Annotated in this window: 23 protein-coding genes and 1 other annotated feature; of the genes, 20 read left to right on the top strand and 3 right to left on the bottom strand. The window is 36.6% G+C overall.

The window, feature by feature from the left end; all coding sequences use genetic code 11:
- The 5 genes from IV87_RS05780 to IV87_RS05760 all read left to right on the top strand — a co-directional run.
- Window positions 1-746, top strand: a 746-nt coding sequence (locus IV87_RS05780) for a mucin-binding protein (protein WP_156407374.1), incomplete at its 5' end; no start/stop codon positions are given.
- Between the two features lie 718 nt (window positions 747-1,464).
- Window positions 1,465-2,775, top strand: coding sequence for a serine/threonine transporter SstT (gene sstT / locus IV87_RS05775; protein WP_057806324.1), 1,311 nt, complete (start codon window positions 1,465-1,467; stop codon window positions 2,773-2,775).
- Between the two features lie 297 nt (window positions 2,776-3,072).
- The gene (gndA, locus tag IV87_RS05770) at window positions 3,073-4,491 is read left to right on the top strand and encodes an NADP-dependent phosphogluconate dehydrogenase (protein WP_057806322.1); all 1,419 of its coding nucleotides are present in this window, start codon (window positions 3,073-3,075) and stop codon (window positions 4,489-4,491) included.
- A gap of 209 nt (window positions 4,492-4,700) precedes the next feature.
- Window positions 4,701-5,387 (top strand): response regulator transcription factor, encoded by a 687-nt coding sequence (locus IV87_RS05765; protein WP_057806320.1) that lies wholly within the window; start codon window positions 4,701-4,703, stop codon window positions 5,385-5,387.
- Complete coding sequence (locus IV87_RS05760; RefSeq protein WP_236698977.1) at window positions 5,384-6,907, top strand: HAMP domain-containing sensor histidine kinase; 1,524 nt, start codon at window positions 5,384-5,386, stop codon at window positions 6,905-6,907. Before IV87_RS05765 ends, IV87_RS05760 begins: the two co-directional genes overlap by 4 nt.
- A 156-nt stretch (window positions 6,908-7,063) precedes the next feature.
- Here the strand turns inward: IV87_RS05760 and yidC are convergent, their stop codons facing one another.
- On the bottom strand, window positions 7,064-7,993 hold the full coding sequence (yidC, locus tag IV87_RS05755) for a membrane protein insertase YidC (protein ID WP_057806318.1): 930 nt from the start codon (window positions 7,991-7,993) through the stop codon (window positions 7,064-7,066).
- 72 nt (window positions 7,994-8,065) lie between these two features.
- Window positions 8,066-8,338, bottom strand: coding sequence for an acylphosphatase (locus tag IV87_RS05750; protein WP_057806317.1), 273 nt, complete (start codon window positions 8,336-8,338; stop codon window positions 8,066-8,068).
- Window positions 8,339-8,432: 94 nt separating this feature from the next.
- On the opposite strand from IV87_RS05750, the gene IV87_RS05745 reads away from it, so the two are divergent.
- The 8 genes from IV87_RS05745 to greA all read left to right on the top strand — a co-directional run bounded on the left by IV87_RS05745 (window position 8,433) and on the right by greA (window position 16,476).
- Window positions 8,433-9,209 (top strand): TrmH family RNA methyltransferase, encoded by a 777-nt coding sequence (locus tag IV87_RS05745; protein WP_057806315.1) that lies wholly within the window; start codon window positions 8,433-8,435, stop codon window positions 9,207-9,209.
- 121 nt (window positions 9,210-9,330) lie between these two features.
- Window positions 9,331-9,831, top strand: coding sequence for an HD domain-containing protein (locus IV87_RS05740; protein WP_057806313.1), 501 nt, complete (start codon window positions 9,331-9,333; stop codon window positions 9,829-9,831).
- Between the two features lie 29 nt (window positions 9,832-9,860).
- Entirely contained in the window at window positions 9,861-10,211 is a 351-nt protein-coding gene (locus IV87_RS05735; RefSeq protein WP_057806312.1) for a winged helix-turn-helix transcriptional regulator, read from the top strand.
- Window positions 10,212-10,255: 44 nt separating this feature from the next.
- Window positions 10,256-10,463: a binding site (T-box leader), on the top strand.
- 50 nt (window positions 10,464-10,513) lie between these two features.
- Window positions 10,514-11,560 carry a phenylalanine--tRNA ligase subunit alpha gene (gene pheS, locus IV87_RS05730; RefSeq protein ID WP_057806310.1) on the top strand — a complete coding sequence of 349 codons (1,047 nt, stop codon included), beginning with the start codon at window positions 10,514-10,516 and terminating at the stop codon, window positions 11,558-11,560.
- 8 nt (window positions 11,561-11,568) lie between these two features.
- The gene (pheT, locus tag IV87_RS05725) at window positions 11,569-13,992 is read left to right on the top strand and encodes a phenylalanine--tRNA ligase subunit beta (RefSeq protein ID WP_057806308.1); all 2,424 of its coding nucleotides are present in this window, start codon (window positions 11,569-11,571) and stop codon (window positions 13,990-13,992) included.
- Window positions 13,993-14,103: 111 nt separating this feature from the next.
- Entirely contained in the window at window positions 14,104-15,240 is a 1,137-nt protein-coding gene (gene mltG, locus IV87_RS05720; RefSeq protein ID WP_371862106.1) for an endolytic transglycosylase MltG, read from the top strand.
- A gap of 16 nt (window positions 15,241-15,256) precedes the next feature.
- Window positions 15,257-15,916: a uridine kinase gene (gene udk / locus IV87_RS05715; protein ID WP_057806305.1), complete on the top strand. Its 660-nt coding sequence runs from the start codon at window positions 15,257-15,259 to the stop codon at window positions 15,914-15,916.
- A gap of 77 nt (window positions 15,917-15,993) precedes the next feature.
- Window positions 15,994-16,476: a transcription elongation factor GreA gene (greA, locus tag IV87_RS05710; RefSeq protein WP_057806302.1), complete on the top strand. Its 483-nt coding sequence runs from the start codon at window positions 15,994-15,996 to the stop codon at window positions 16,474-16,476.
- 66 nt (window positions 16,477-16,542) lie between these two features.
- On the opposite strand, the gene IV87_RS05705 is transcribed toward greA, so the two are convergent.
- Complete coding sequence (locus tag IV87_RS05705; RefSeq protein WP_082623524.1) at window positions 16,543-19,200, bottom strand: YfhO family protein; 2,658 nt, start codon at window positions 19,198-19,200, stop codon at window positions 16,543-16,545.
- 134 nt (window positions 19,201-19,334) lie between these two features.
- On the opposite strand from IV87_RS05705, the gene IV87_RS05700 reads away from it, so the two are divergent.
- The 7 genes from IV87_RS05700 (at window position 19,335) to IV87_RS05675 (ending at window position 24,811) form a co-directional block, all read left to right on the top strand.
- Window positions 19,335-21,425, top strand: coding sequence for a peptidoglycan D,D-transpeptidase FtsI family protein (locus tag IV87_RS05700; protein ID WP_057806300.1), 2,091 nt, complete (start codon window positions 19,335-19,337; stop codon window positions 21,423-21,425).
- 129 nt (window positions 21,426-21,554) lie between these two features.
- Window positions 21,555-21,704: a 50S ribosomal protein L33 gene (rpmG, locus tag IV87_RS10910; RefSeq protein WP_074693824.1), complete on the top strand. Its 150-nt coding sequence runs from the start codon at window positions 21,555-21,557 to the stop codon at window positions 21,702-21,704.
- Between the two features lie 74 nt (window positions 21,705-21,778).
- Window positions 21,779-22,336 carry a 5-formyltetrahydrofolate cyclo-ligase gene (locus IV87_RS05695; protein ID WP_074693826.1) on the top strand — a complete coding sequence of 186 codons (558 nt, stop codon included), beginning with the start codon at window positions 21,779-21,781 and terminating at the stop codon, window positions 22,334-22,336.
- Window positions 22,336-23,016 carry a rhomboid family intramembrane serine protease gene (locus IV87_RS05690; protein WP_057806296.1) on the top strand — a complete coding sequence of 227 codons (681 nt, stop codon included), beginning with the start codon at window positions 22,336-22,338 and terminating at the stop codon, window positions 23,014-23,016. Before IV87_RS05695 ends, IV87_RS05690 begins: the two co-directional genes overlap by 1 nt.
- A gap of 60 nt (window positions 23,017-23,076) precedes the next feature.
- Window positions 23,077-23,298 carry a YqgQ family protein gene (locus tag IV87_RS05685; protein WP_057806294.1) on the top strand — a complete coding sequence of 74 codons (222 nt, stop codon included), beginning with the start codon at window positions 23,077-23,079 and terminating at the stop codon, window positions 23,296-23,298.
- A 17-nt stretch (window positions 23,299-23,315) separates the two neighbouring features.
- On the top strand, window positions 23,316-24,278 hold the full coding sequence (locus tag IV87_RS05680; protein WP_057806291.1) for an ROK family glucokinase: 963 nt from the start codon (window positions 23,316-23,318) through the stop codon (window positions 24,276-24,278).
- Window positions 24,279-24,397: 119 nt separating this feature from the next.
- On the top strand, window positions 24,398-24,811 hold the full coding sequence (locus IV87_RS05675; RefSeq protein ID WP_057806289.1) for a rhodanese-like domain-containing protein: 414 nt from the start codon (window positions 24,398-24,400) through the stop codon (window positions 24,809-24,811).
- Window positions 24,812-24,861: the final 50 nt, after the last annotated feature.

The following is a 24,861-nucleotide window of genomic DNA, read 5'->3' as shown; positions in this document are numbered from 1 at the left end:
CACCAATTGGGGTTTATGCGGCAGTTAATTCGCCAAAAATGAGTGGTTATACGGTAGATAAAAAAATCGTTCCAGAATTTATTCCAACTGCTACGACAACAGCTCCAACCAGTAGCATCGTTACAGTAACGTATACGCCGATATTTAGTTATGGACAGCTTACAGTTACTAGAACAATCAATTATACGGGAGCTGGGAATAAAACTCCGAGTTCAAAAATTGAGACATTGACTTATAATAGCGTTACTAATGAAGGAACCGGCGAAACCAGTTACACACCAATGGGAGCTTATGCTGCAGTGAAATCTCCAAAAATCACTGGTTACTCAGTTGATTATGAAATAGTGGCAGAAGAAATTCCAGTTGCTAGTTTGACAATGCCTGTTAATCAAGTGGTGCTTGTGACTTATACTTTGATTCCTGTGAAACCGGTGGAGCCAGTAAAGCCAGTAAAGCCAAGTAAACCGGCTGCACCAGACACACCAGACTCACTACAAACGCAGGGACCAAAAAAAGAACCAGTTGTTCAAAGTGTAATGTCGGGTTCAGAGATGACTGAAGTTAGGAGTAGTAAACAATCGGTTGATACACAAGCTAAAGTCGATAAAACAGCAAAAATAACAGCAAAAATGCTACCACAAACAAATGAACAAACGACATCAATTTTGTCGTTAATTGGAGTAGCCTTGTTGACCTTATGGACAAGTTTATTTGGTTTAAAACGTAAGCAACATGAAAAGGACTAAGTGGTATGTGAACAAAAGCAAAATTGTTTTCTTAGATTTTTTCTAATGTTTTACAACAGTATCGGCTGATAACGAGTTTCTAAACTTTTAAGGATGATGTATTTTGAACTAATTTGAAATATGTCATCTTTTTTGTTGAATGAATTTTTGAGATTAAGTGTATTTATCATCAAGTTTTTGTGTAAGTAATTGATTTGAAAATAAGTTGTTTAAGAACTGGGACCAACAATTATCAACATTTAGTTTTTTAATCTAAAAAAGCTTTGTTGAAATTAATCAACAAAGCCCTTGTTTTCTCAAACTCTTGGAGGGGTTCAAGAAAAATAGCTGTGACTCTTCACAGCAATAATTAATTTTACACGCTTACAAATTTTAAACAAGTAGTTTTTGACAAAAAGTTTTATTAAAAACATAATTTATAAGTTATGAAACTGCTTTTAATTAATTTTCTACTCTATTAAGCGAGCTAAAATTCACAATTTTAAGAAAAATCAATTTTATAAACTAGTTTTGACAGAATAAGTGATAATTTTAAAATGAAAGGAGTCATAAAGAAAGCGACGTAAATTACAGAAAAATATAGTTTGAATTTGTACATGAGGCAAATTGCCTAAATATGATATTTGCGTGAGAATATTAAAAATAAATTAATAAATGTTTGTTTTTTTCTTATAATTCGATATACTATACCTAACTAAAATGAATGGATGTGAAATTTGTGTGGAAAAAATTTACTAGTATTTCGCTAATCGAGCGAATTTTGGTAGGAATTATCGTAGGTACAATTCTTGGAGTATGGGTTCCAAAATTGACCTGGATCACGATCATTGGTGATCTTTTTATAAATTCACTAAAAGCAATTGCACCACTTTTAGTATTTTTATTGATCCTTTCGTCAATGTCGAAGCACGAAAAAGGATCGAAGACACATATGCGTTCAATCGTGGTTCTCTACTTGGCCGCTACATTCGTAGCAGCGGTTGTAGCAGTTGGAGCCAGTTATCTTTTTCCTGTTGATATTCTGTTACCCAAAGTGTCAACTGCAGCTACGGCGGCACCTAAAGGGATTGCTAGTATATTGAAAAATGTCTTGAATAACGCGGTAGAAAATCCGATTAAGGCACTGGTAGAAGGGCAGTACTTGGCGATTTTAGTTTGGGCAAGTCTGATTGGTATGGGGTTACGCGCTGCAGGGAAACAAACTAAACAAGTTGTTAATGAACTTTCAACAGCAGTAACAGGAGTGGTTCAATTAATAATTCAATTAGCGCCATTTGGTATTGTCGGATTAGTGTTCACATCGGTTTCAGAAACGGGAATCACTGGATTGGCAAAATATGGTCAACTAATTTTACTAGTAGTTGGTTCTATGATGTTTGTTGCCTTGATTGTTTATCCCGCTATGGTGTGGCTGGCAACTCATCAAAATCCTTATCCACTATCTTTATTTACGTTACGCGAGAGTGGTATTCCCGCCTTTTTCACACGAAGTTCTGCGGTAAATATTCCTATTAATATGGAACTTAGTCGACGGCTCGGTTTAAGTGAAAAGACTTACGCTATTTCAATTCCACTGGGAGCCTCTGCAAATAGTGGTGGGGCAGCAATGACAATTTCAATTATGACCTTGGCTACGACACACACACTGGGAATGGAAGTTTCATTTCCATTAGCGTTCCTCCTTTGTTTGTTATCGGCCATTTCTGCCACTGGGGCTTCGGGTATTGCAGGCGGGTCTTTGCTTCTAATTCCTTTAGCATGTAGTCTATTTGGTATTTCTAATGATATTGCAATGCAAGTTGTGGGAGTTGGCTTTATTATTGGTGTGATTCAAGATTCAGTCGAAACGGCGGTTAACTCTGCCAGCGATTTACTCTTCACAGCGACTGCGGAATTTGCAGATTTGCGTCGTGCAGGCAAACCAGTAAATATTAGTGAACGTGTTCGTCAGGCTAAGAGAAATGATCAGTCAGCTCAAAAAGAAGTTGCACTAAAGCTACAGTCAATTGAAAGCGAAGCGCGTGATTAAAATATTGGTAAAGCTTCTATCATTGCAATGCTTTTGTTTCATCGCTAAAAAATAATTAAAAAAATTTTTTAAAAAATAATACAAAAACTCTTCTGAGGTAAACAAGCAAACAATTGACTCTTGTTTATCGAAAGAGGAGTTTTTGTATGCAATGAAAAGCTACGGATCAAAATGAAGTAAAAAATTCATCTTTTTTCCATTTTTATAGCTATTGAAATCAATTTTAGTTTTAAAAACTTTAACTTTGTTAGCGTTTTTGTTACGATTAGTAGGAATTAAAAAATAGGAGGCAGCAACATGGATAAACCACAAATTGGCGTAGTCGGCATGGCAGTTATGGGTAAGAATTTGGCTCTTAACATTGAAAGCCGCGGCTACACGGTTGCAATATACAATCGGACTGGTTCGAAAACAGAAAAGGTCGTTTCCGACCATCCAGAAAAGCACTTGGTACCTAGCTATACAATTGAAGATTTTGTAAATTCACTTGAAAAACCACGTCGAATTATGATGATGGTTAAGGCTGGCAAGGCAACTGATGCTGTGATTGCTGAATTACTTCCACATTTAGATAAAGGCGATGTTTTAATTGATGGTGGTAATACTTTCTTTGAGGACACGATGCGTCGTAATGCTGAATTAGATAATTCAGGAATTAACTTTATTGGTACAGGTGTTTCTGGTGGTGAATTGGGTGCACTTGAAGGACCATCAATGATGCCAGGTGGTCAAAAAGAGGCCTATGACTTGGTTGCACCTATTTTTGAAAAAATGGCTGCTAAGGCTGAAGATGGGACACCTTGCGTAACTTATATTGGGCCTAATGGTGCAGGCCATTATGTCAAAATGATTCATAATGGTATTGAATATGGCGATGAAGAGTTAATTGACGAAAGCTATAACTTATTACGAAATATGGTTGGCCTGTCTGTTGACGAAATTGCTGATATCTTTGCGGACTGGAACAAAGGCGAGTTAGATAGTTACCTAATTGACATTACAGCTGACATTTTAACTCGTAAGGATGATCTGGGTTCTGATAAACCAATTGTTGATTTAATTATGGACAAGGGTGGTAATAAAGGAACTGGTAAGTGGAGTTCACAAAATGCGCTTGCATTAGGTGTACCTCAATCACTTATTACGGAATCAGTTTATGCACGTTATATTTCAGTTCTAAAAGACGAACGAGTAGCTGCTAGCAAGGTATTGCCTAAGCCAGAAGGCAAGATTGAGTTTGATAAGGATGCAGTCATCGAAAAAATCCGTCAAGCACTTTACTTCAGTAAGATTATGAGTTATGCACAAGGATTCGAACAAATGAAGGTTGCTTCTAAACATTATGACTGGAATTTACAGTTTGGTGAAATTGCAAAGATTTGGCGTGCTGGTTGTATTATTCGGGCACAATTCTTACAAAATATCACGGATGCTTTTGATAAGAAACCTGACTTAGATAATTTATTATTGGATGATTACTTCAAGGATATTGCTAAGAAGTATCAAGAATCTATTCGAGATATTGTTGGACTAGGAGTTAAGGCTGGTGTACCAATGCCAGGATTTACTTCTGCAATTTCGTATTACGACTCTTATCGTTCTGCTGTTTTACCTGCTAATTTGTTACAGGCACAACGCGATTACTTTGGTGCTCATACGTATGAACGTGTTGACCGTGAAGGTACTTTCCATTATTCATGGTATAAAGAACAATAAAATGCTGTTTTAGCGAAGAGATCTAAATTTAATGTTGGGTGTTTTTCCCGATCATTTTGATTTAGATCTCTTTTTGTAACCAATTGTTTATTTTCTTACAAGAAAGTGAGTCCTTTCTAGGCAAAATCTCATTTTAATGTTAAACTTTGTTTTGTATGTAATTAGCACGCTTAAAATAATTTTAATCTTTTACAATTAGGAGTGGGAGAATGAGTCGGATATTAATTATTGAGGATGAAAAAAGTTTATCACGGTTTGTTGAACTAGAACTACAACATGAAGGCTATGAAACGGAAGTTCAATTTAATGGTCGGACAGGCCTTGATGCGGCTTTAAATAAAAATTTTGATGCTATTTTATTAGATTTAATGCTACCTGAATTAAACGGAATTGAAGTTTGCCGTCGAGTTCGTGAGGCAAAAACAACACCGATTATTATGATGACTGCTAGAGATTCTGTGATTGATCGAGTATCTGGGTTAGATCACGGTGCGGATGATTATATTGTCAAACCGTTTGCAATTGAAGAACTATTGGCACGCTTACGTGCTTTGCTTCGTCGAATTGATATTGAAAGCGAACAAAAAGCCTTTCAACAAACAACGGTAACTTATCGTGATATTACGATTGAAAAAGAAAATCAAGTTGCTCGTCGTGATGGCAAGATTATTAATTTAACTAAACGGGAATATCAACTTTTATTATTATTAATGGAAAACATTAATGTGGTGCAGTCACGGGATGCCCTTTTGGACGAAGTCTGGGGGATTGATAACGATGTCGAAACTAATGTCGTCGATGTTTATGTCCGTTATTTACGGAATAAAATTGATCGTCCGGGAGAACAAAGTTATATTCAGACAGTTAGAGGAACTGGGTACGTGATGCGATCGTGAGTCAAGATCAAACAAATCAACAATCATACATGCAAACTGGGATAACCAAGCGTAGGTTGTCATTAAAATGGAAATGGGCAATTGGAACAGGAGTTGGTGTACTCCTTATCTTTTTCGTGTTTTCATTTTTTGTCTTTAATAGTATTTCACAAGTAATGTTGAGTCAGGAAAAAACTCAAGTTAATTCCACTATTAACTCCGTGGATTCACGTTTACAAAAAGTTTCCAAAATTGATGGCATTACAGTAGGAAAGTACTTACGTCCGGATAGTGCAGCCGGAAATTCTGAACAAAGTGAACAACCCTACAGTAACTCTTTATTAACTAATTTAGCTCGTCGCGATATCGTGGTTTCTGTATATGATCTGAAGGGTGAACAAGTTTTTGCAACTCGGAGAAGTTCAGAAAAGTTTGAGGTACCTCAGAATCGTTCTATTGAAAGAACAAAAACGGGCCACTTTGACGGATTAATTGGCAGAGCACCAATTAAGAATCAAAAAAATGAACTGATTGGTTACATCCAAGTTGTTGATACCTTAAAGAGTGTTAAACGAACCCAACAAAAGGTGATTTGGATTATTATTTTGTTGACGATTATTGCCTTTGCTTTAATTTCACTTTTTGGATATTTGCTGGCAACCTATTTATTGAGACCCATTAATGTGATGAATAACACCATGAAACAGGTCACGGAAGATCCACAAACGGAATTACGAATTCCAGATTTGGAACGTAATGATGAATTGTCCGATCTGGCCATTGTTTTCAATGACATGCTGGATCGAATGCAGCGTTATATTGATCAACAACATCAATTCGTTGAAGATGTCTCTCATGAGTTACGCACGCCTGTGGCTGTAATTCAGGGTCATATGGAGATGCTTAATCGATGGGGGAAAGATGATCCCAAAATTTTGAACGAGTCATTACAGGCTTCCCTAGATGAAACAAAACGAATGCAGAGCCTAGTACAAGAAATGTTAGATTTAACTCGGGCTGATCAACTGGAAATTCATTTTTCAAAAGAAAAAACACCAGTTATGCGAGTAGTTAATCAAGTTTTTAATGATTTTAAGATGATTCATCCAGATTTTACATTTACATTAGATAGTGATGTTTACTCCAATCCGATTGTTCAAATTTATCGCAACCATTTAGAACAAGTTTTAATTATTTTGTTAGACAATGCGGTTAAATATTCAACCAAACGAAAAGAAATTCATATTTCTGCAGCCGAAGACGCACGTACCGTTCAAATTGCCATTCAAGATTTTGGTGAAGGTATTTCTGAAGAGGACGTTAAAAAAGTGTTTAATCGTTTTTATCGTGTGGACAAAGCCAGAAGCCGTGATAAGGGTGGTAATGGATTGGGACTGTCAATTGCACAGCGCCTAATTGAAGGCTATCATGGAAAGATCTCTTTGGAAAGCTCGGTGGGATATGGTTCAATCTTTAGAATTACGCTCCCAATTGTCAAAGAAAAATCTGATTCGAAATTAAAAGAAAAATCGTCTGATTAACGCTAGATAAAAATTAGGTGTATTTAAAAAAGTTCCAATGGAAATTGCTTTAATAAATTTCCGTTGGAGCTTTTTTCTGTAAATAATAACTCCCCCAAAATTATTAGTTTTTACTAACAACTTTGAAGGAGTTTGATATTATTGCTCTTTGTTTATTTATCTATTTTGATGATGTTGCTTGCCAGCATTCCGTTTTCGGTTGTCAGCATGTTCTTGCGCAACAGAATTAGTTGTGTTGGGTTGAGCCGGTGTGGTTGGTTCTGGTGGAACAACAACCTTTGGTGGGTTCTTTTTCATTTCTGCTTCAACTGACGCACGAATTCTTGGTCGGTAAAGGTAGATAATGAAAGTTTGAATACATGCAAAGATTCCACCGACGAAGAAGTAGAGACCTAAACCAGCTGGTGCTCTAAATGAAATGAAGAAAATCATTAACGGACTGACAATCATCATTGACATCATGGATTTCTTTTGGTCAGCTGGAATTCCTAGTGTTCCTAACCAACCTTGTAACAAGTAAACAATAAAGGAAAGGGCAGCAAGAATTAAATTAGGCTTTCCTAGGCTAAATCCCATGAATAAGCTACCTGCACCACTTGCTAATTCAGGTGAATATTGAATGGCGGCATATAACGCAGCAAAAATTGGAAATTGAATTAAGATTGGTAAACAACCCATTCCACCAGTCATGCTAATACCGTTATCTCGGTAAAGTGACATCATTTGTTGACTGGCTGCAGTTTTTTCTTCATTGGTTGTCGCGTTTTTTTGACGTTCTTGAATAGCAGCCATTTGAGGCTTAACGTAGGCCATTTTTTCTTGTTGAACGGTTGCTTTACGAGATTGCTCGATCATCATTGGTAACAATACCATTCGGATGATGAAAGTTACCGCAATAATTGCCCAGCCATAACTGCCACCAAGTAATCCTGCAATCCAGTTCATAATATGTTGTGTTGGAACTGCTAAATAATCATAAATAATGCCGTATGGTTTTCCTGACTTTGTTCGTTGTACGCATCCGGTCAATAGCAACGCTAACCCAGCAATTGCTGTGAGCGTGCCCAGGTGTTTCATTTTCTTCATTAATACATTCCCTTTCCAATTAAACTAACAACCGATACTATACGGCATTCTAAGCAGTTTTTCAATGTTTGTTTAGTTTGTCACCCGAAAATCAGTGAAATTTTGAAGCGGGCGGTCAGTAATGGTTGTTTTTTCAACGCGACCGCTTGGTGATGGAGATAGTTTAACGGCATTAATAAACTCATTCATATGATCTTCTTCACCTTCAGCTTCAATAAAGACGGAACCATCATTTAAATTAGCTACGGTACCCTTAATATTTAGTTTGTCAGCAACCATTTTAGTTAGATATCGAAAGCCAACTCCTTGAACACGACCAAAAACTTGAATTGTAACTGATTTCATAAATTATCTTCCTTTCAAATGGATTGACTCCATTTTATCATTTCTTATGAAAAAGAAATAATATGGTATACTAACATTAAATAAGGAGATAACTATGGAAACAATTTTATCAACACAAAACAATCGCGTTAAAGAATGGGAAAAATTAAAAACCAAAAAGGGTCGCAAAAAAACTGGCTTATATTTAATTGAAGGCCGTCATTTAGTGACAGAAGTTTTGCAAAGCGATGCAATTATTGATTACGTTGTTAGTACACAAGATGAGTTAGACGCTATTAATTTTGAGGTTCCTGAAGATAAATTAGTAGTTATTTCAGATAAAGTTGCCGATCGACTAAGCGATACGGTAACCACACAAGGAATATTTGCTGTTGTTCAAATTCCAAATAAACAACGACAGATACAAGAGCCAAATACCGATGAAAAAGGTTCATGGCTGTTCTTAGATAATATTCAGGATCCAGGGAATATTGGTACCATGGTCCGAACTGCGGATGCTGCTGGCTTTGCCGGTGTTGTGTTTGGTAAGGGGACTGCCGATGTCTTTAATCCTAAAGTGCAACGTGCGATGCAAGGAAGTCAATTTCACATTCGACTGATTTTAGGAAATCTCGACGAGTGGACCCAAAGCTTTAAAAAAGCGCAGATTCCAGTTTATGGAACGGAGTTAAATCCACAAGCTAAAAATTATCAATCAATTGAAAAAACGAATGATTTTGCTCTTATTATGGGTAATGAAGGTAACGGTATGTCACCAGAGTTATTGGCACAAACTACGGCCAATTTGTATATCCCAATTAGAGGAAAAGCAGAATCCTTAAATGTGGCTGTCGCTGCAGGTGTTTTAATGTTTTCTCTGAAAAATATTTAGTTTTTATTACATTTTATATTCGCTTAGTGTTTTCTTTGCTTTTTGGTGAAAAAGTTAGTATCATATTGGTAATTCGATGTTAGATAATTACTACGTTTACTATGAAAAAAGGAAGTATTTAATGAAAATAAATGCTTGGGAACATGATCAGGCGTATTTAGATATCGTCTCTGATTTATTGAAAACTAAAGAAGTTCAAAAATTAGATCAATTTACACAACATCATAACTACACACGATTACAACATTCAATTTCCGTATCGTATCAAAGTTATTTAATTGCTAAAAAATGGCATTTAAATGATCGCGCGGTAGCAAGAGCTGGTTTGTTACATGATTTATTTTATTACAATTGGCGAACCACTAAGTTTGATTTAGGCACACATGCTTATATTCATCCACGAGTAGCGTTGCGTAATGCTGAAAAGCTAACTCCACTTACACCCATGGAAAAAGATATTATTTTGAAACATATGTGGGGAGCTACTATTGCTTTCCCCAAGTATCGAGAAAGTATTATTGTTTCAGTTGTTGATGATTATGCTGCAACACAAGAGTATTTAGGTCATGTTCACAAGAAAATTCGTTTTCTACTTAATAAAATGCAACAGCGAATTTCTTAAAAGATTATTGGTATAAGGGAGGCAGAGTAATGTCAGAAGCACTAAAAGTTTCCGAGACAGTTGATAATTTTTCACTATGTCCAAAGTTTAGCCGGACGTTTTCAGTCCTCGGTCAAAAATGGAATGGTTTAATTATTGAGGTTTTATTAAATGAAGGATCACAGCGTTTTAAAGATTTGGCTCACAATGTACCGAAATGCAGTGATCGTGTTTTAGTGGAACGATTAAAAAATTTAGAGGCTGAAGGAATTGTTAATCGATTAACTCATCCAAATTCTTCACTAATTGAGTATCAACTTACCCAAAAAGGTGAGGCATTGCGTCCAGTAATGGATGCAGTTCATGAATTTGCTGATTGTTGGTATACAGCTGAAAAGTAAATGAGTGGTTGACTAACGAACCATTTTAATCTAATATTTAAGTCGGAAAAACTATGACGAAGAATAGTAACCAGTTAAGTTTGACAGGGAGTATTTGCCTTAGACTGAAAGCAAATATTCAAACTAAGATTGGTGAATTCACTTCGGAGTTATTTATTTGAAAGAATAAATCGGTAATTCGCCGTTATTGATGCCAAGTGTGCTAATGTTTATTAGCAAACCAGGGTGGTAACGCGATAACTCGTCCCTTTTTCGGAGGCGAGTTTTTTTGTGCATTTTTTTAAAATTTAGGAGGTTAGATTATGGGTTTACATGAACAGTTAGAAGAATTAAAAGCGAAATCTTTACATGAAATTTCGAGTACAGATGGACTCAAACGATTAGATGCTATTCGGGTTAATGTGTTGGGGAAAAAGGGACCCTTGACTGAAATTTTACGTGGAATGCGTGACATTCCTAAAGCAGACCGTCCTAAAGTTGGAGAACTTTCTAATCGTGTGCGCGACAACATAACGGCTGCCATTGAGGAAAAACGTTCAGAGCTTGAAAAAGCTGTGATTGAGAAAAAATTAGAAAATGAAAAAATTGACGTTACTTTACCTGGAAAACCCGTTATGCAGGGTGAACCACATGTGATTCAACAAATTATTGACAATATTGAAGATCTGTTTTTAGGAATGGGTTACCAAGTCATTCAAGGCCCTGAAGTTGAAACTGATAAATATAACTTTGAAATGCTCAACCTGCCTAAAGATCACCCAGCTCGTGACATGCAAGACACATTTTACATTACAGACGAAATTTTGATGCGTAGCCAAACCTCACCAGTTCAGGCACGGACGATGGAGAAACACGATTTTTCCAAGGGACCATTAAAAATGATTTCGCCAGGAGTTGTTTATCGACGTGATACAGATGATGCCACCCATTCGCATCAATTTCATCAAGTTGAGGGCCTTGTAATTGATAAGCATATTACCATGGGAGACTTGAAAGGTACTTTAGAAGTATTAGCCAAAGAACTTTTTGGTGATCGTTTTGAAGTCCGCCTTCGTCCTAGCTACTTCCCATTTACTGAACCATCTGTTGAAGCTGATGTCACTTGTTTTAACTGTATGGGTAAGGGATGCTCGGTATGTAAGCAAACTGGTTGGATTGAGGTTTTGGGTGCCGGCATGGTTCATCCTAATGTCTTGCGAATGGCCGGCGTTGACCCTGAAGTGTACGGTGGTTATGCATTTGGACTAGGTCCAGATCGTTTTGCAATGCTTCGTTATGGTGTTGATGATATTCGGAACTTCTATCAAAATGATGTCCGTTTCTTATCACAGTTTTCAAAGAAAGGATAACAATAAAAATGAAAGTTTCTTACAATTGGTTAAAAGAATATTTTGATCTTGATGTTGATCCTAAAGTGTTAGCTGAAAAAATTGAACGTACCGCAGTTGAAGTAGATGAAGTAACTTGTGCTGCTGATGGGCTCAAAAAAATTATTGTGGGCTATACCTTAGATGTTCAGCCTCATCCAGATTCAGACCACTTAAACGTTTGCCAAGTAGATGTTGGCGAAGACGAACCCATTCAAATTGTTTGTGGTGCGCCTAACGTGGCTAAAGGTCAGTACGTGATTGTGGCAATGCACGGAGCTCGGATTAAAGACAACGTTAAAATCAAGCGTAGCAAAATGCGTGGTGAACAATCTAACGGCATGATTTGTGCGTTACAAGAAATCGGTTTTGAAGAAAAAGTTGTACCAAAGGAATATGTAAATGGTATTTATGTTTTCCCTGAAGATAGCCACGTTAAACCTGGTGAACCTGTTTATAACTATTTAGGTATGGATGACAATGTGATTGACACCTCGGTTACACCTAATCGTGGCGATCTCTTTAGTATGGATGGTAACGCCTATGAAATTGGAGCCATTTATGATAAGGTGCCAGTATTACATCATCGGCAACTAGAGACAGTTGATCAAGAAATTGATATTAAAGATCTATTGAATATTAAAATTGATGCTCCTGAAGATGTGCAGGCTTATCAGATGGGCATTGTTAAACATGTAAAAATTGAACCAAGTCCCTTTTGGCTTCAAGTGCGTTTGATGACAGCAGGTGTCCGACCAATTAATAATGTGGTCGATGTTACTAATTATATTATGCTGAAATATGGTCAACCTTTACATGCCTTTGATTACGATAAATTAACTACCAAAGAAATTCATGTTGGTTATTCACCAAAGCAGACAAAATTTGTGACGCTTGATGGTGAAGAACGTGAACTTAGAGCTACTGATTTAATGATTAAAGATGGCGATAAAAATATTGCCATGGCCGGTGTAATGGGCGGTTTGGAAACGGAAATCAGTGATCAAACAAAGACCGTTGTTATTGAGTCGGCAATCTTTGACCCTATTAAAATTCGGAAAACGGCCCGTTATCATGTGTTGCACAGTGAAGCATCTATGCGGTTTGAACGGGGAATAAATCCTGCAACAGTTACGGATGCACTGAATGAAGCGTTACAATTAACTGCACAATTTGGTCAGGGAGAAGCGGTTAAAGATCAGCTTTCACCAGTTGATCCCAATCCCCAAAGCGTTGAAGTCACACTTGATTTAACACGAATTAATCATGTTTTGGGAACTTCCTTAACGGTTGAAGAAGTAACCGATATTCTTCGCCGACTACAATTTACAGTTCAAGTTTCGGATGAGGTATTTAAGGTAACTGTTCCGGCCCGTCGATGGGATATTCATATTCCAGCTGATATTTTAGAAGAAATTGCGCGTATTTATGGTTATGACAATTTACCATCTACGTTGCCAACCGGCTCAACAACAATTGGGAGATTAACTACTAGTCAGCAAGTTATTCGTGGTATTCGTGAACTGTTGCAAGGAAGTGGCTTGAATCAAGCAATGAGTTACGGATTAACAACAGCAGAAAAAGCGAAAATGTTTATGATGCAGGAAAGTGAAGAGACAAAACTTGATTTTCCTATGAGTCAAGATCATGCCGTTTTACGCATGAATCTGATTAGTGGGTTATTGGATGACGTGGCTTATAACGTTGCTCGAAAAGAAGCAAATGTGGCCTTGTATGAACAGGGACGAGTTTTCTATCGAACAGCAGATGTCGATCGTCCCAGTGAAGTTGAACACTTGGCAGGTGCAATTACAGGTTCAATGGTTACCAAGAGTTGGTATGACAAAGAAGTACCAGTTGATTTCTATCAATTGAAGGGAATTGTTGCTTTACTTTTGCATGATTTAAATTTGGAGGAATCTGTAAGTTATGTAGCTAATCAAACGCGACCTGAAATGCATCCTGGCCGCACGGCTGATATTTATTTAGGGGATCACGTTATTGGTTTTATCGGTCAGGTACATCCACAAATTGAAAAACAATTTAAAATTCCTGAAACTTATGTTTTTGAACTTGATTTACAGGCTCTCCTGGACGCACCAAAGCGAATTCAACATTATGAACCTATTTCTAAATATCCCGCAATTACACGTGATGTGGCTTTGCTAATTGATAAAGAGGTTTCGAATACTGAGATCGTTGCTGCTTTGAAGAAAAAATCAAATCATCACTTAGAAGATATTCAGTTATTTGATGTTTATTCAGGAAAACACATTCCGGAAAACAAGAAGTCTGTTGCTTATACTTTGACGTATCGAGACAAACACAATACGTTGACTGAAGATGAAGTTAATCAAGAGTTTGAACAAGCTATTTCTGAGTTGAAGTCAACGTTTGAAGTTGAAATTCGCTAAATTAATTTTAATTTTAAAATATGTTAGCTTGCGCGATTGTTTAAAATAATCGGCAAACCAAACATATTTTTAGTATAATAACAGATAATGTTTTAGGAACGGGAGGAAGAAATCTTGAATAATCAAGATAAGAACAGTCAAGATAAGGCAGTTAAACAACGAAAACAAAAACAGGGTCACTCAATTATTAGGTGGGTTACGATTGTTTTAGCTGTTGTTATTGTGGCAACTGGGCTTATTGTTTATCATTATTTTTCAGGAGCATTGCAACCGCTAGATCCTGATAGTAAACAACAAATTCAAATTAATGTGCCAGAAGGGTCCTCGACTCGACAAATTGGCACGATTTTACAGGAGAAAAAGGTTGTTAAGAGTGGTGCGGTGTTTAATTATTATGTGAAATCACATAATTTAACTAACTTTAAGGCTGGCTATTATGTTCTAAAACCTTCAATGACTTTGAATAAGATTGCTAAACGCCTTCAAAAAGGCGGGAGCGCAACTCCTGTTTTACTTGGCAAATATGTCTTGATAAAAGAGGGAGAAACCATTGATGAGGTTGGCAGTTCAATTGCAAAATCATCAGACTATACGCAAAAACAATTTATCGATTTGATGAAAGATCAAACTTTCATTAATAGTTTATATAAAAAGTATCCGGATCTATTAGGATCCTCCATGAAGGCGTCTAACGTTCGTTACCGCTTAGAGGGGTATCTTTACCCAGCAACTTATTCGTTGGGTAAGAAGACCACGTTGAAGGCCGTAGTGACTCAAATGGTAGCTAAAGAAAACTCGGTTTTAAAACCCTACTATGCAAAGATTAAAAAGCAAAAAATGACAGTTCAAGAAGTTCTTTCATTGGCTGCTTTAGTTGAACGGGAAGGAAATACAACCTCTGACCGCGAAAAAATTGCCGGTGTATTCTTGAACCGTTTGGCAATTAAAATGCCTTTACAATCTGATGTTTCTGTTTATTATGCGGTAAAGAAGAGCTTTGGTTCGGAACTAACAACGACTGATCTAAAAGATAAATCGCTTTATAATTTACGTTTGCATAAAGGATACGGACCTGGTCCAGTTAATAATCCTAGCGAAAAGTCAGTTTTGGCCGTATTACATCCTAAAGATCGAAGCAAAGATTATTTGTACTTTGTTGCTAATCTAAAAACAGGGAAAATTTACTTTTCAAAAACTTACGATGAACATTTAGCAAACGCTGCAAGTCAAGATCCAAGTAATAAATAACGATGGGGATTAATTCATGAATACAAATGACAAACGACCTATTTTAATTGGTGTAACTGGTGGTTCGGGTAGCGGTAAAACAACTGTTAGTCGTAAAATTTATCAAAACCTTTCTGGGCATTCAATTATGACACTTCAACAAGATTCTTATTATAAGGATCAGGCTAACATGTCCATGGCGGAAAGAGCGGCGGTTAATTATGATCACCCGTTAGCTTTTGATACCGATTTATTAATTGAGCAACTAAAACAATTACTTAATTATAAAGCCATTGAAAAACCGGTTTATGATTACACAAAACTGACACGTAGTCATAAAACTGTTCGACAAGAACCACGCGATGTGATTATCCTAGAAGGTATTCTTATCCTCGATGATAAGCGATTACGCGATTTAATGGATATCAAAGTTTATGTGGACACGGATGATGATATTCGAATTATTCGTCGAATTGAACGTGATATTAAAGAACGTGGCCGTACTTTGGATTCAGTAATCACACAGTATCTTGCAACGGTTAAACCAATGTTTCACCAGTTTGTAGAACCTACTAAACGTTATGCCGACATAATTGTCCCAGAGGGTGGGCAAAATACAGTGGCCATTGATTTGCTAACAACCAAAATTAAGGATATTCTTTCTCAAGATGGAAGAGATGGCATTTTTCGTGAGTAAGTCTATTTACAAGCCGTTTACTTCATGGTACGCTGTAAATCGTTATATTTTCATCATAAATAAGAGGTGTCTAAAAAGTGGCAAATGAAAAAACATACCCAATGACGGAAGCGGGTAGAAAAAAATTAGAGGATGAGTTAAACGAGAAAAAAACAAAGACTCGTCCAGAAGTAATTGAACGAATTAAAATTGCACGTGGTTTTGGTGATTTATCAGAAAATTCTGAATATGAATCTGCAAAAGATGAACAAAGTATGGTTGAAAGTCGGATCAGTACGATTGAACATATGTTGCAAAATGCAGAAATTATCGATAACAATGCAGTTGCTAAAGACGTAGTTTCATTAGGAAAAACAGTTGAATTTAAAGAGTTACCTGATGAAGAACCTGAATCTTACACGATTGTTGGGGCTGCCGAGGCAGATCCAATGTCTGGTAAGATTTCGAATGATTCGCCAATTGCTAAGGCTTTGTTAGATCATAAAGTGGGTGACCAAGTTGTGATTGCAACACCAGGTGGCGATATGAACGTTCAGATTTTAAGCGTTAAAGCTGAATAGATTACAAATAAAAATAGAACTTAACAATTTTCGTTGTTAAGTTCTATTTTTGTTAGAAAAAAGCTTTTATTTTTTAATGCTTCGTTTTTTAAACCCTAAATAACAACTAACGATAAGTAAAGCAATCAAGCTCACTATTAGTCCAAGGAACAGATACGGTGGCCAGTAGGTTAATACAACCTTATGCGTCCCAGGAGTTAGTTGAATACCACAGAAGGTCTTAGCTACTTTGACAATCTTAGCAGACTTGCCATCAACTTGTGCGTGCCAGCCTTTACCATAAGGAATTGTGGTCATTAGAAAATCATTTTTCTTTGAAACTGTAATGTTACCAGAAATCTGATGGCTATTATGTTTAGTAACTTTCAAAGGTGAAGTACTAAGTTGTTTATGAAGCTTTGTAAAACCTGTTTGATTAAAATGATACAAAGTGAAGTTCTCAAGCCATAAACTCATCTTTTTAAGTTGTATCTTCAAAGTTACAGTTTTACCTTTACTATGATTTGCAAAGTTTACAACAACTGTATTTCGATAAGGTGAATATTGCGTAAGTGTTTTACCATTAATGGTAAATGTGGCGTTATCCGGATTTAACTCTTGGCCTAAAGTTAAATAGTAAGCGTCGTTTGTTGTTGGGGTAAATTTGAAAGTTACAACACCAGGTTTAGATAAACTATTCTTTTTAAGAACACTCCCTGTCAATTTAGTGGTTTGATTAATATTTTGAAAAATAACTTCATTAAAGTTTTGCGAAGTAAATAGTTTTGAAGTCGTTTTTCCAGCTAATGTACTGTACAGTTGCGACTGATATTGGATTGTGTCTAAGTTGCTTCCATCGAACTTCTTGACTAAACTTGAAGCCCCAAATCCAATCGAGAGTGCATAAGGATTTTTATATGTTTGAGTTAAACTGTCTTGACCAACCAATTGATAACTGGTTAGATCCGGTCGATAAGTCAGTGCCGGAAGCGTCGGGTTTGCTGTTGATGTTACTGACGAACCTAATTGATTTGAGTCGATATTTTTAGACCAGTATTTCATGCCTAATAAACTGTCAGTAATAAGGGTACCGTTTGAATAGGTGACAAAGCCATCGCCGTCTGGTTGTCCAATTTTTTGCATGAAGTTAGGAATCTGAGTTTCAAAAGTAGAACTAAAATGGGAACCACCATTGAAAGCAGCTTGCATTGAATCGTCTTTGGTACGCATATAGGTTTTACCGATTCGATAGAAACCCTTATCTTTTTTCTGAATTTTACTAATTGTTTTGTCAAGTTCGGTTGTGTAGTTTCCAAATTCAGATTGAGAAACGTAAGATAAATTGTTTAATGACATGCAAGCATTCACAAATACATCAAGAATCACTAGAATTGTGATTAACCAAGCAGCATTTGGTCTTTGTTTTAAAAGAATGAACGCCAATAACCCTAATGCTACAAACAAACAGCCAATAAAAAACTGACTTTGATCTACGTATTTTTTGAAACTGGTCAAATTTAAATACAAGTAGACTAGTCCTAAAAGAAAAATACAAGTTGTTATAATTAAGCTACGGGTACTAAACGAGGGTTCAGAAAATAAATATCTAGCCGCCAAAAAGATAATCCAGAAGCAGACCAAAAAACTAAATCGGTAAGGGTACCACCAGGGAAACTGCATTGCATGCCAGAACAGATCTAAAGGTTGAAAACATAGTGATAATAATAGAAATAAAGTAATAATTCCGGCAGTGATGCGCTCACGAAGCTTTAAATTCCGGTTGGTAAAGTACAGAATAAACCCAATAAGACAAAAAGCACCAACAAAAATATTTGGTAAACCGCTGGGCATTTGTTCAAAGTTAAAAGTGCCAGGAAGTAATTTGCTGAGCATTTTAAACGGAAAATACTCAAATTTAAATTTGACACTGGTTTCAGTATATTGAACTTTACTCTGAGTAAGAATATAAAAAGTTGGCATCAACAGCCAAGAAGCAAATCCAGCTGATAAAATTGCACCACTTACGAATTTCTTGAATGCTGTGAAGGCCGCTTTAAATGAGGTATAATAGTGGGCGCTAGCAAATGCAAAATATAACACACTAAAAATACATATCATATAAGCCATGTAATAATTGATAATTAACATTAAAGCTAGCCACAAAACGAACCAACGAATTTTTCCTGTTTTAAAAATCTGTTCGATACCTAAAACAATCAAAGGTAACAAAATGGGAGCGTCAAGCCAAATCAAATTTAATTGATTGGCAACGGTAAATCCCATTAACGCATAGGCGGTTGACAATCCCGGCACGAGCCATGAAGCTTTGGGATACATCTTTTGTAATAAAATGGCAAAGGTAAGTCCTGAAAAAGCGTATTTTAAAACGGTAATGATAAAAATTCCAGAGGTAATGGTTTTTCCAGGGAAAAAGAGCAAAATTAAATTAAATGGGCTCATTAAATAGTATGCCCACGTCCCAGTCATATCACCGCCAATGGCTTTAGAAAAAGAGTAGAAAAAAGCAGTTGGATCGTGGAGAATTGTGTGACGAAAGTAAGCAAATAAGTCGACATATTGCTGACCAAGATCAACGGTTAATAAACTACTCGATCCAAAAGGAGCCATCTTTCGATAAATAAAATAACCAGACATTAAAATTAAGGGAATTAAAAAACTGGCAAATAATTGTTGCTTATGCGAACTAACAAGGCGTTTGGTGTGATTTAAATAAGATCTTTGCATCATATTCCTCTTTTCCAGATTACTTTTCTTAGCATACCACATTGACTAAGATAATCTAAAAATATGAACAAGTTATAGAAGCCTTTTGAATTTTTTGTTAGAATGATCAAAGTAGCGTGAAGGAGCTTAAGATTTTGAAATCAAATAAAAAATCATCTCAAATTCGTAAAAAGAAATCAGAACTACCATTCCGACTCAATTTAATTTTCATAATTGTTGTTATCTTATTAGTTACCTTGATTGGCCGGCTTGCTTATCTACAGATTTTCAATGGCTCTAAATATGTTGCTGATGTGGACCGAACGGATACAACAGTGGAGACTAGCAATGTGCAACGAGGAGAAATCTATGATTCAACTGGTAAGGTCCTTGTAGGTAATCAATCACACCAAGCGATTCAGTATACTAAGGGTGTTAATGTTTTATCCAGCACTCTAAGAAGTACTGCAGATCGTTTGAGCCAATATCTAAAAGTTTCAACTGCAACGCTTTCCACTCAAGATGAAGCGGATTACTATTTGGCCAAGTCATCCAATTTGACGAAAGTAGAAAATAGCATTAAGAACCATAGTGAATATGGTACCAAGGCACTTTATAATTTAGCGGTTGAAAAGGTTAAAAAAACGGTAAATTTAAGTAAAACGGAACAAAATGCGGCTAAAATTTTTAGTTTAATGAACGGTGCTTATGAACTTTCCACAGTTTACTTAAAAGAATCGGGTGTTTCTAATAAGGAAGTCGCAGAAATTGGCGAACACTTGTCAGAACTGCCGGGTGTTAAAGTGGGAACGAGCTGGTCACGAGACTATCCACAAGGCAATTCAATTAAAAGTATTGCTGGGACTGTTTCCAGCGCCAAAGTTGGTTTACCTAGTGATGAAGTTAACATCCTTCTAGCACAAGGTTACTCTCGAAATGATAGCGTTGGACAAAGCTACTTGGAAAAAGAATATGACTCTATTTTAAAGGGAACCAAGTCACAGACACGTGTTGAAGTTAGTGGAAACAGTACCGTTAAAAAAGAAGTTAAACAATATGCAGGTAAAAAGGGTGATAATCTAGTTCTTTCAATTAATGCAGCCTTTCAGCAAAAAATTCAACAGTATACACGATCTGCAGTTACTAGTGCAGGTGGTGAATCCACTGGTGGATATGCGGTTGTGATGAATCCAAATACAGGGGCAGTCATTGCATTAGCCGGCGTTGATCGAAATACAAGTACTGGTAAAGTCACAGATAATGCGCTAGGTACCATTAATGAACCAATCGTAATGGGTTCTGTTGTTAAAGGAGCTATGGTATCAGGTGCCTTGATGGATGGCGTTATTTCGCCTACTAACAGTACGATGACGGATCAACCGATCAAACTTGCAGGAACTAGTTCCAAGGCATCATGGTTTAATAAAACGGGTAGTGCTAATATGCGTTTAACAGCTTCTACTGCTTTGGAAGTATCTTCTAACTCTTATATGATGCAGCTAGCTATGAAAGAGGCTGGATTTAACTATTCCTCTGGAACAAGTTTGTTAGGCATGAAGTCAAGTATTTTTACAAAGATGCGTGGTTATTTTGAACAATTTGGTTTAGGAACCTATACAGGAATAGATATTCCAGGAGAATCATCAGGATACAAAGGTCCAAGTGGAGAAAGCAATATTGGTAAAGCTTTGGATTTGTCCTTTGGAAACTATGATGCGTATACAACAATTCAAATAGCTCAGTATATTTCGACGATTGCAAATGGTGGTTATCGAATTGCCCCCCACGTGGTTTCACAAATTCGTGGTACAAATTCAAAGGGTGGTCTCGGGACAGTTGAAGAGACGATTCAACCTAAGATTTTGAACTATATTGATGATACAGCTGCCGAAAAAAAGGTAGTTACCAAAGGATTGTATGAAGTTGTTCATGGAACTAATACGTATAAAACGGGTGGTTCGTTGGCAAGTATTAGTCCCGGCATTTCCGCCAAAACGGGTACTGCCGAAACAACCACTAATGGTAAAACAACGGTAACACTTAGTTTAGCCTCTTACGCACCATCTAATGATCCTAAAGTGGTTGTAGCAGTTGCAATGCCAGGTTTAGGAGAGAGTGCCGAAACTAATAATATCGAACTGGCTAAAAAGATTTATTCGGCTTATTGGAAGATGGTTCAAAGTACTTCTACGTTGAAGAACCCAACCAAAGCAACAACGGCCTCTAACAAGACGGCAACTAATTAAGCGGTGATTTAAGGTAGTACTTTAAAGGAATCGATGAAACTTGCTTGCGTCATTCAGTATTATTGTGGTATTATATTTTAAGTTGAGGGCGCAACGCCCATCAGAATTAATAGTTGGGAGGTTGGAGCCATGCGCGTACACATTACATTAGAATGTACAGAATGTCATAATCGACAATATCTATCAAGCAAAAACAAGCGTAACAATCCGGATCGTTTGGAGTTAAATAAGTATTGCCCACGTGAAAGAAAGGTTACATTACATCGCGAAACCAAATAAGATTGGACAAAATGATCGAATTTTGTTCCGATCTTTTTTATTAACCATAAAAATTTTTGAATTGAGGGATGCCAATGCAACCAGAAAAAAAGAAGCAGCGTAGTGTGCAGCTAGCTAAATTACAGCAATTAGATCCTACTCAAAAGCAACGAGAATCGCTTAGTATTTATAAACAACTTTTTGCAAGTCCTGAGTGGCAAAATGCAACAGTTATTGCGACGACAATGAGTGGCGATATTGAGTTGAATACATTACCAATTATTCAACAGGCAGGTTTGGAAAATAAAACGATTGTTATTCCTAAAACATTGCCAAAATGGCAAATGAATTTTCAAATTTTTGATCAGAATACTAAATTAGTTAAGAGTAAGTTTAATGTTTTAGAACCAGAAAATGGTAAAGAAGTTGAAAAACAACAAATTAATTTAATTCTTGTACCCGGACTTGGTTTTGCCCAGGCAGGGAATTTTCGACTGGGCTTTGGAGGCGGTTATTACGACCGATTTTTGAGTGATTATACGGGGAAGACGGTAAGCTTAGTTTTAAGCGTACAATTTTTCGAACAACCTGTTTGGCCCGTAGAAGCACATGATATTCCTATTCAAAGTCTAATTAAAAGTGAGGCAAAGTAATGCAACAAACCTTAAAAAAATGGGATCGGCAACCTTATATGACGGTTGGACTGGTTATAATCAATTTTCTTGTGTTTGGTCTGATGACAATAAATGGTGGTTCTGAAAACACACAAACACTGTTGCAGTATGGTGCCGTATTTAAACCATTAGTTGTTCAAAATGGTGAATGGTGGCGGCTGATAACTGGGATGTTCATTCATATTGGGCTAACTCATATCGTCATGAATATGGTTACCTTATATTTTGTTGGCATACAAATTGAAAACTTATTTGGCCATTTTAAATTTTTGGTGATTTATTTCATTGCAGGTATATTTGGGAATGTGGTCAGTTTAGTATTAGGAAATCCACTGGCACTGTCGGCCGGTGCAAGTGGTGCTATTTTTGGATTGTTTGGGGTTTGGTTAATGTTAGGGGAATCTTTTCATGATAATCCTTATATTAAGGCTTATGCGCGGCAACTTGGTCTATTTGTGGTTTTGGCTTTGGCCTCCAGTTTGATGGAGTCAGGAATTGATATCTATGCGCATATCGGAGGAATATTGGCTGGCTTTCTGGCAGGTTACCTAGTGGGAGTTCCTAAAATTGGTAAGGTTGAGATTCCAAAGAGGATTGTGGCAACAGTTGTGTTAATCGTTTTGTTTGCGGTTACTTTTGGAACACTAATAACTAAGTAAACTTCGCAAAATAACGTTTACAAATCTATTTTTATCTGTATAATTAATTGGGATGATGTTATGAAAACACTTTATGATGTGCAGCAGTTACTTAAAAAATTCGGTATCTATGTTTATGTTGGAAAAAGAATTTGGGATATTGAATTAATGAGTATTGAATTAAAACATTTACACGATGCAGGTGTAGTTGATAATCAAACTTATACTAAGGCAGTCATGGTTCTGCGACATGAACATCATTTAGAAGAGGTTCGCGCAAAGCAACCTAACAAATTATATTAATATTGGAGGAAACAATAATGGATCGCAAGTTGATTGGTGTTGACCTTGGTGGAACAACTATTAAGTTTGCTATTTTAACAGATAGTGGCGAGGTACAACAAAAATGGAGCGTGGAAACCAACATTTTAGATGAAGGTAGCCATATTGTACCAGACATAGTTGAATCAATTAATCACCATATTAAACTTTATAATATGGATAAATCACAGTTTATCGGTATCGGAATGGGAACTCCCGGAACTGTCGATCGTGAAAAAGGAACTGTTGTTGGTGCCTATAACTTAAATTGGAAAACTGTCCAGAATGTAAAAGCTGACGTTGAAGCAGGTACGGGTATTAAATTTACCATGGACAATGATGCAAACGTGGCTGGTCTTGGCGAACGATGGAAGGGCGCTGGCGAGAATGGCAGTGATGTTTCTTTCGTAACGTTAGGTACTGGAATCGGTGGCGGATTAATTGCTGATGGTCAATTGCTACACGGTACTGCTGGTGCAGCTGGTGAAATTGGTCACGTTACTGTAGAGCCGAATGGTTATCTATGTACATGTGGCAAACGTGGTTGTTTGGAACAGTACGCTTCAGCTACTGGAGTTGTGCACGTTGCACGAGATATGGCCGAAGAATTTTCCGGTGATTCTGAATTGAAACGCCAAACAGATGATGGACAAGATATTACCTCTAAATTAGTATTTGATTTAGCAAAGAGCGGTGACGCATTGGCCGTACGCGTTGTTGATAAGGTTTGTTATTATTTAGGATTAGCTTTAGGTAATCTTGCTAATACATTGAATCCAGAAAGCATTGTTATTGGCGGTGGTGTTTCTGCTGCAGGTGATTATCTCTTAAAACAAGTTGATCATTACTTCCAAGAATTTGCATTTACAACAGTTCGAAATTCAACAAGTTTGAAATTGGCACGTTTGGGTAATGACGCCGGTGTTATCGGTGCGGCATCATTAGCCTTGAGCTTTAATTAAGATAGCTTGAAGTAAGCCGGTATTGGGATTTCCCAAAACGGCTTTTTTTATTTTTCTGGACTAGGCAAAATCTCAATTTATGTGTAAAATGAAGTTGATTGACATAGGAGGAATATACAGTGGTTTTAGGTGCAAGTTCAAAAACTAGTTTTATTATTAATACGATCTTAATTATCTTGATTGTAGCTTATTTTGTTTATCAAGGTTATGTTGTTTGGAAACGCAGACGAGTTTCAAGTATTCTGGATGAAGATGAATTTCAAGAAGGAATGCACAAAGGACAAGTCATCGATTTACGTGAGAAAAAAGATTTTGATGCTGGTCATATTTTGGGTGCCCGTAATATTCCATATTCAACTTTAAAAAGTCGTTTTCAGGAACTTAGAGCGGATTTACCTGTTTATATTTATGATCAAGGCCGAAGCTTAAGCTCAAGAGCAGCAATCTTTTTAGCTAAAAAGGGTTATAAGAAACTTTTTATTCTTCGTTATGGTTTTCAACGGTGGAATGGTAAAACTAAAAAGAAAGATTAATTAAATCCGAGGTAAAGAATCATTGAGATGAATGAAATTGTGATCATCCT

The sequence above is a fragment of the Pediococcus ethanolidurans genome (assembly GCF_001437405.1).
Classification (GTDB): domain Bacteria; phylum Bacillota; class Bacilli; order Lactobacillales; family Lactobacillaceae; genus Pediococcus; species Pediococcus ethanolidurans.
Note: the sequence above shows the minus strand (reverse complement) of the source record. Positions and strands in the feature narration are given on the sequence as shown.

What these genes read in the sequence shown, in the direction of transcription:
- IV87_RS05690 (WP_057806296.1), top strand. Translation starts at nt 22,336, where the DNA reads ATGCAACAAACCTTAAAAAAATGGGATCGGCAACCTTATATGACGGTT.
- yidC (WP_057806318.1), bottom strand. Translation starts at nt 7,993, where the DNA reads ATGAAGAAAATGAAACACCTGGGCACGCTCACAGCAATTGCTGGGTTA.
- gndA (WP_057806322.1), top strand. Translation starts at nt 3,073, where the DNA reads ATGGATAAACCACAAATTGGCGTAGTCGGCATGGCAGTTATGGGTAAG.
- IV87_RS05705 (WP_082623524.1), bottom strand. Translation starts at nt 19,200, where the DNA reads ATGCAAAGATCTTATTTAAATCACACCAAACGCCTTGTTAGTTCGCAT.
- rpmG (WP_074693824.1), top strand. Translation starts at nt 21,555, where the DNA reads ATGCGCGTACACATTACATTAGAATGTACAGAATGTCATAATCGACAA.
- udk (WP_057806305.1), top strand. Translation starts at nt 15,257, where the DNA reads ATGAATACAAATGACAAACGACCTATTTTAATTGGTGTAACTGGTGGT.
- IV87_RS05735 (WP_057806312.1), top strand. Translation starts at nt 9,861, where the DNA reads ATGTCAGAAGCACTAAAAGTTTCCGAGACAGTTGATAATTTTTCACTA.
- IV87_RS05685 (WP_057806294.1), top strand. Translation starts at nt 23,077, where the DNA reads ATGAAAACACTTTATGATGTGCAGCAGTTACTTAAAAAATTCGGTATC.
- IV87_RS05745 (WP_057806315.1), top strand. Translation starts at nt 8,433, where the DNA reads ATGGAAACAATTTTATCAACACAAAACAATCGCGTTAAAGAATGGGAA.
- pheS (WP_057806310.1), top strand. Translation starts at nt 10,514, where the DNA reads ATGGGTTTACATGAACAGTTAGAAGAATTAAAAGCGAAATCTTTACAT.
- IV87_RS05750 (WP_057806317.1), bottom strand. Translation starts at nt 8,338, where the DNA reads ATGAAATCAGTTACAATTCAAGTTTTTGGTCGTGTTCAAGGAGTTGGC.
- IV87_RS05765 (WP_057806320.1), top strand. Translation starts at nt 4,701, where the DNA reads ATGAGTCGGATATTAATTATTGAGGATGAAAAAAGTTTATCACGGTTT.
- pheT (WP_057806308.1), top strand. Translation starts at nt 11,569, where the DNA reads ATGAAAGTTTCTTACAATTGGTTAAAAGAATATTTTGATCTTGATGTT.
- IV87_RS05695 (WP_074693826.1), top strand. Translation starts at nt 21,779, where the DNA reads ATGCAACCAGAAAAAAAGAAGCAGCGTAGTGTGCAGCTAGCTAAATTA.
- IV87_RS05680 (WP_057806291.1), top strand. Translation starts at nt 23,316, where the DNA reads ATGGATCGCAAGTTGATTGGTGTTGACCTTGGTGGAACAACTATTAAG.
- IV87_RS05740 (WP_057806313.1), top strand. Translation starts at nt 9,331, where the DNA reads ATGAAAATAAATGCTTGGGAACATGATCAGGCGTATTTAGATATCGTC.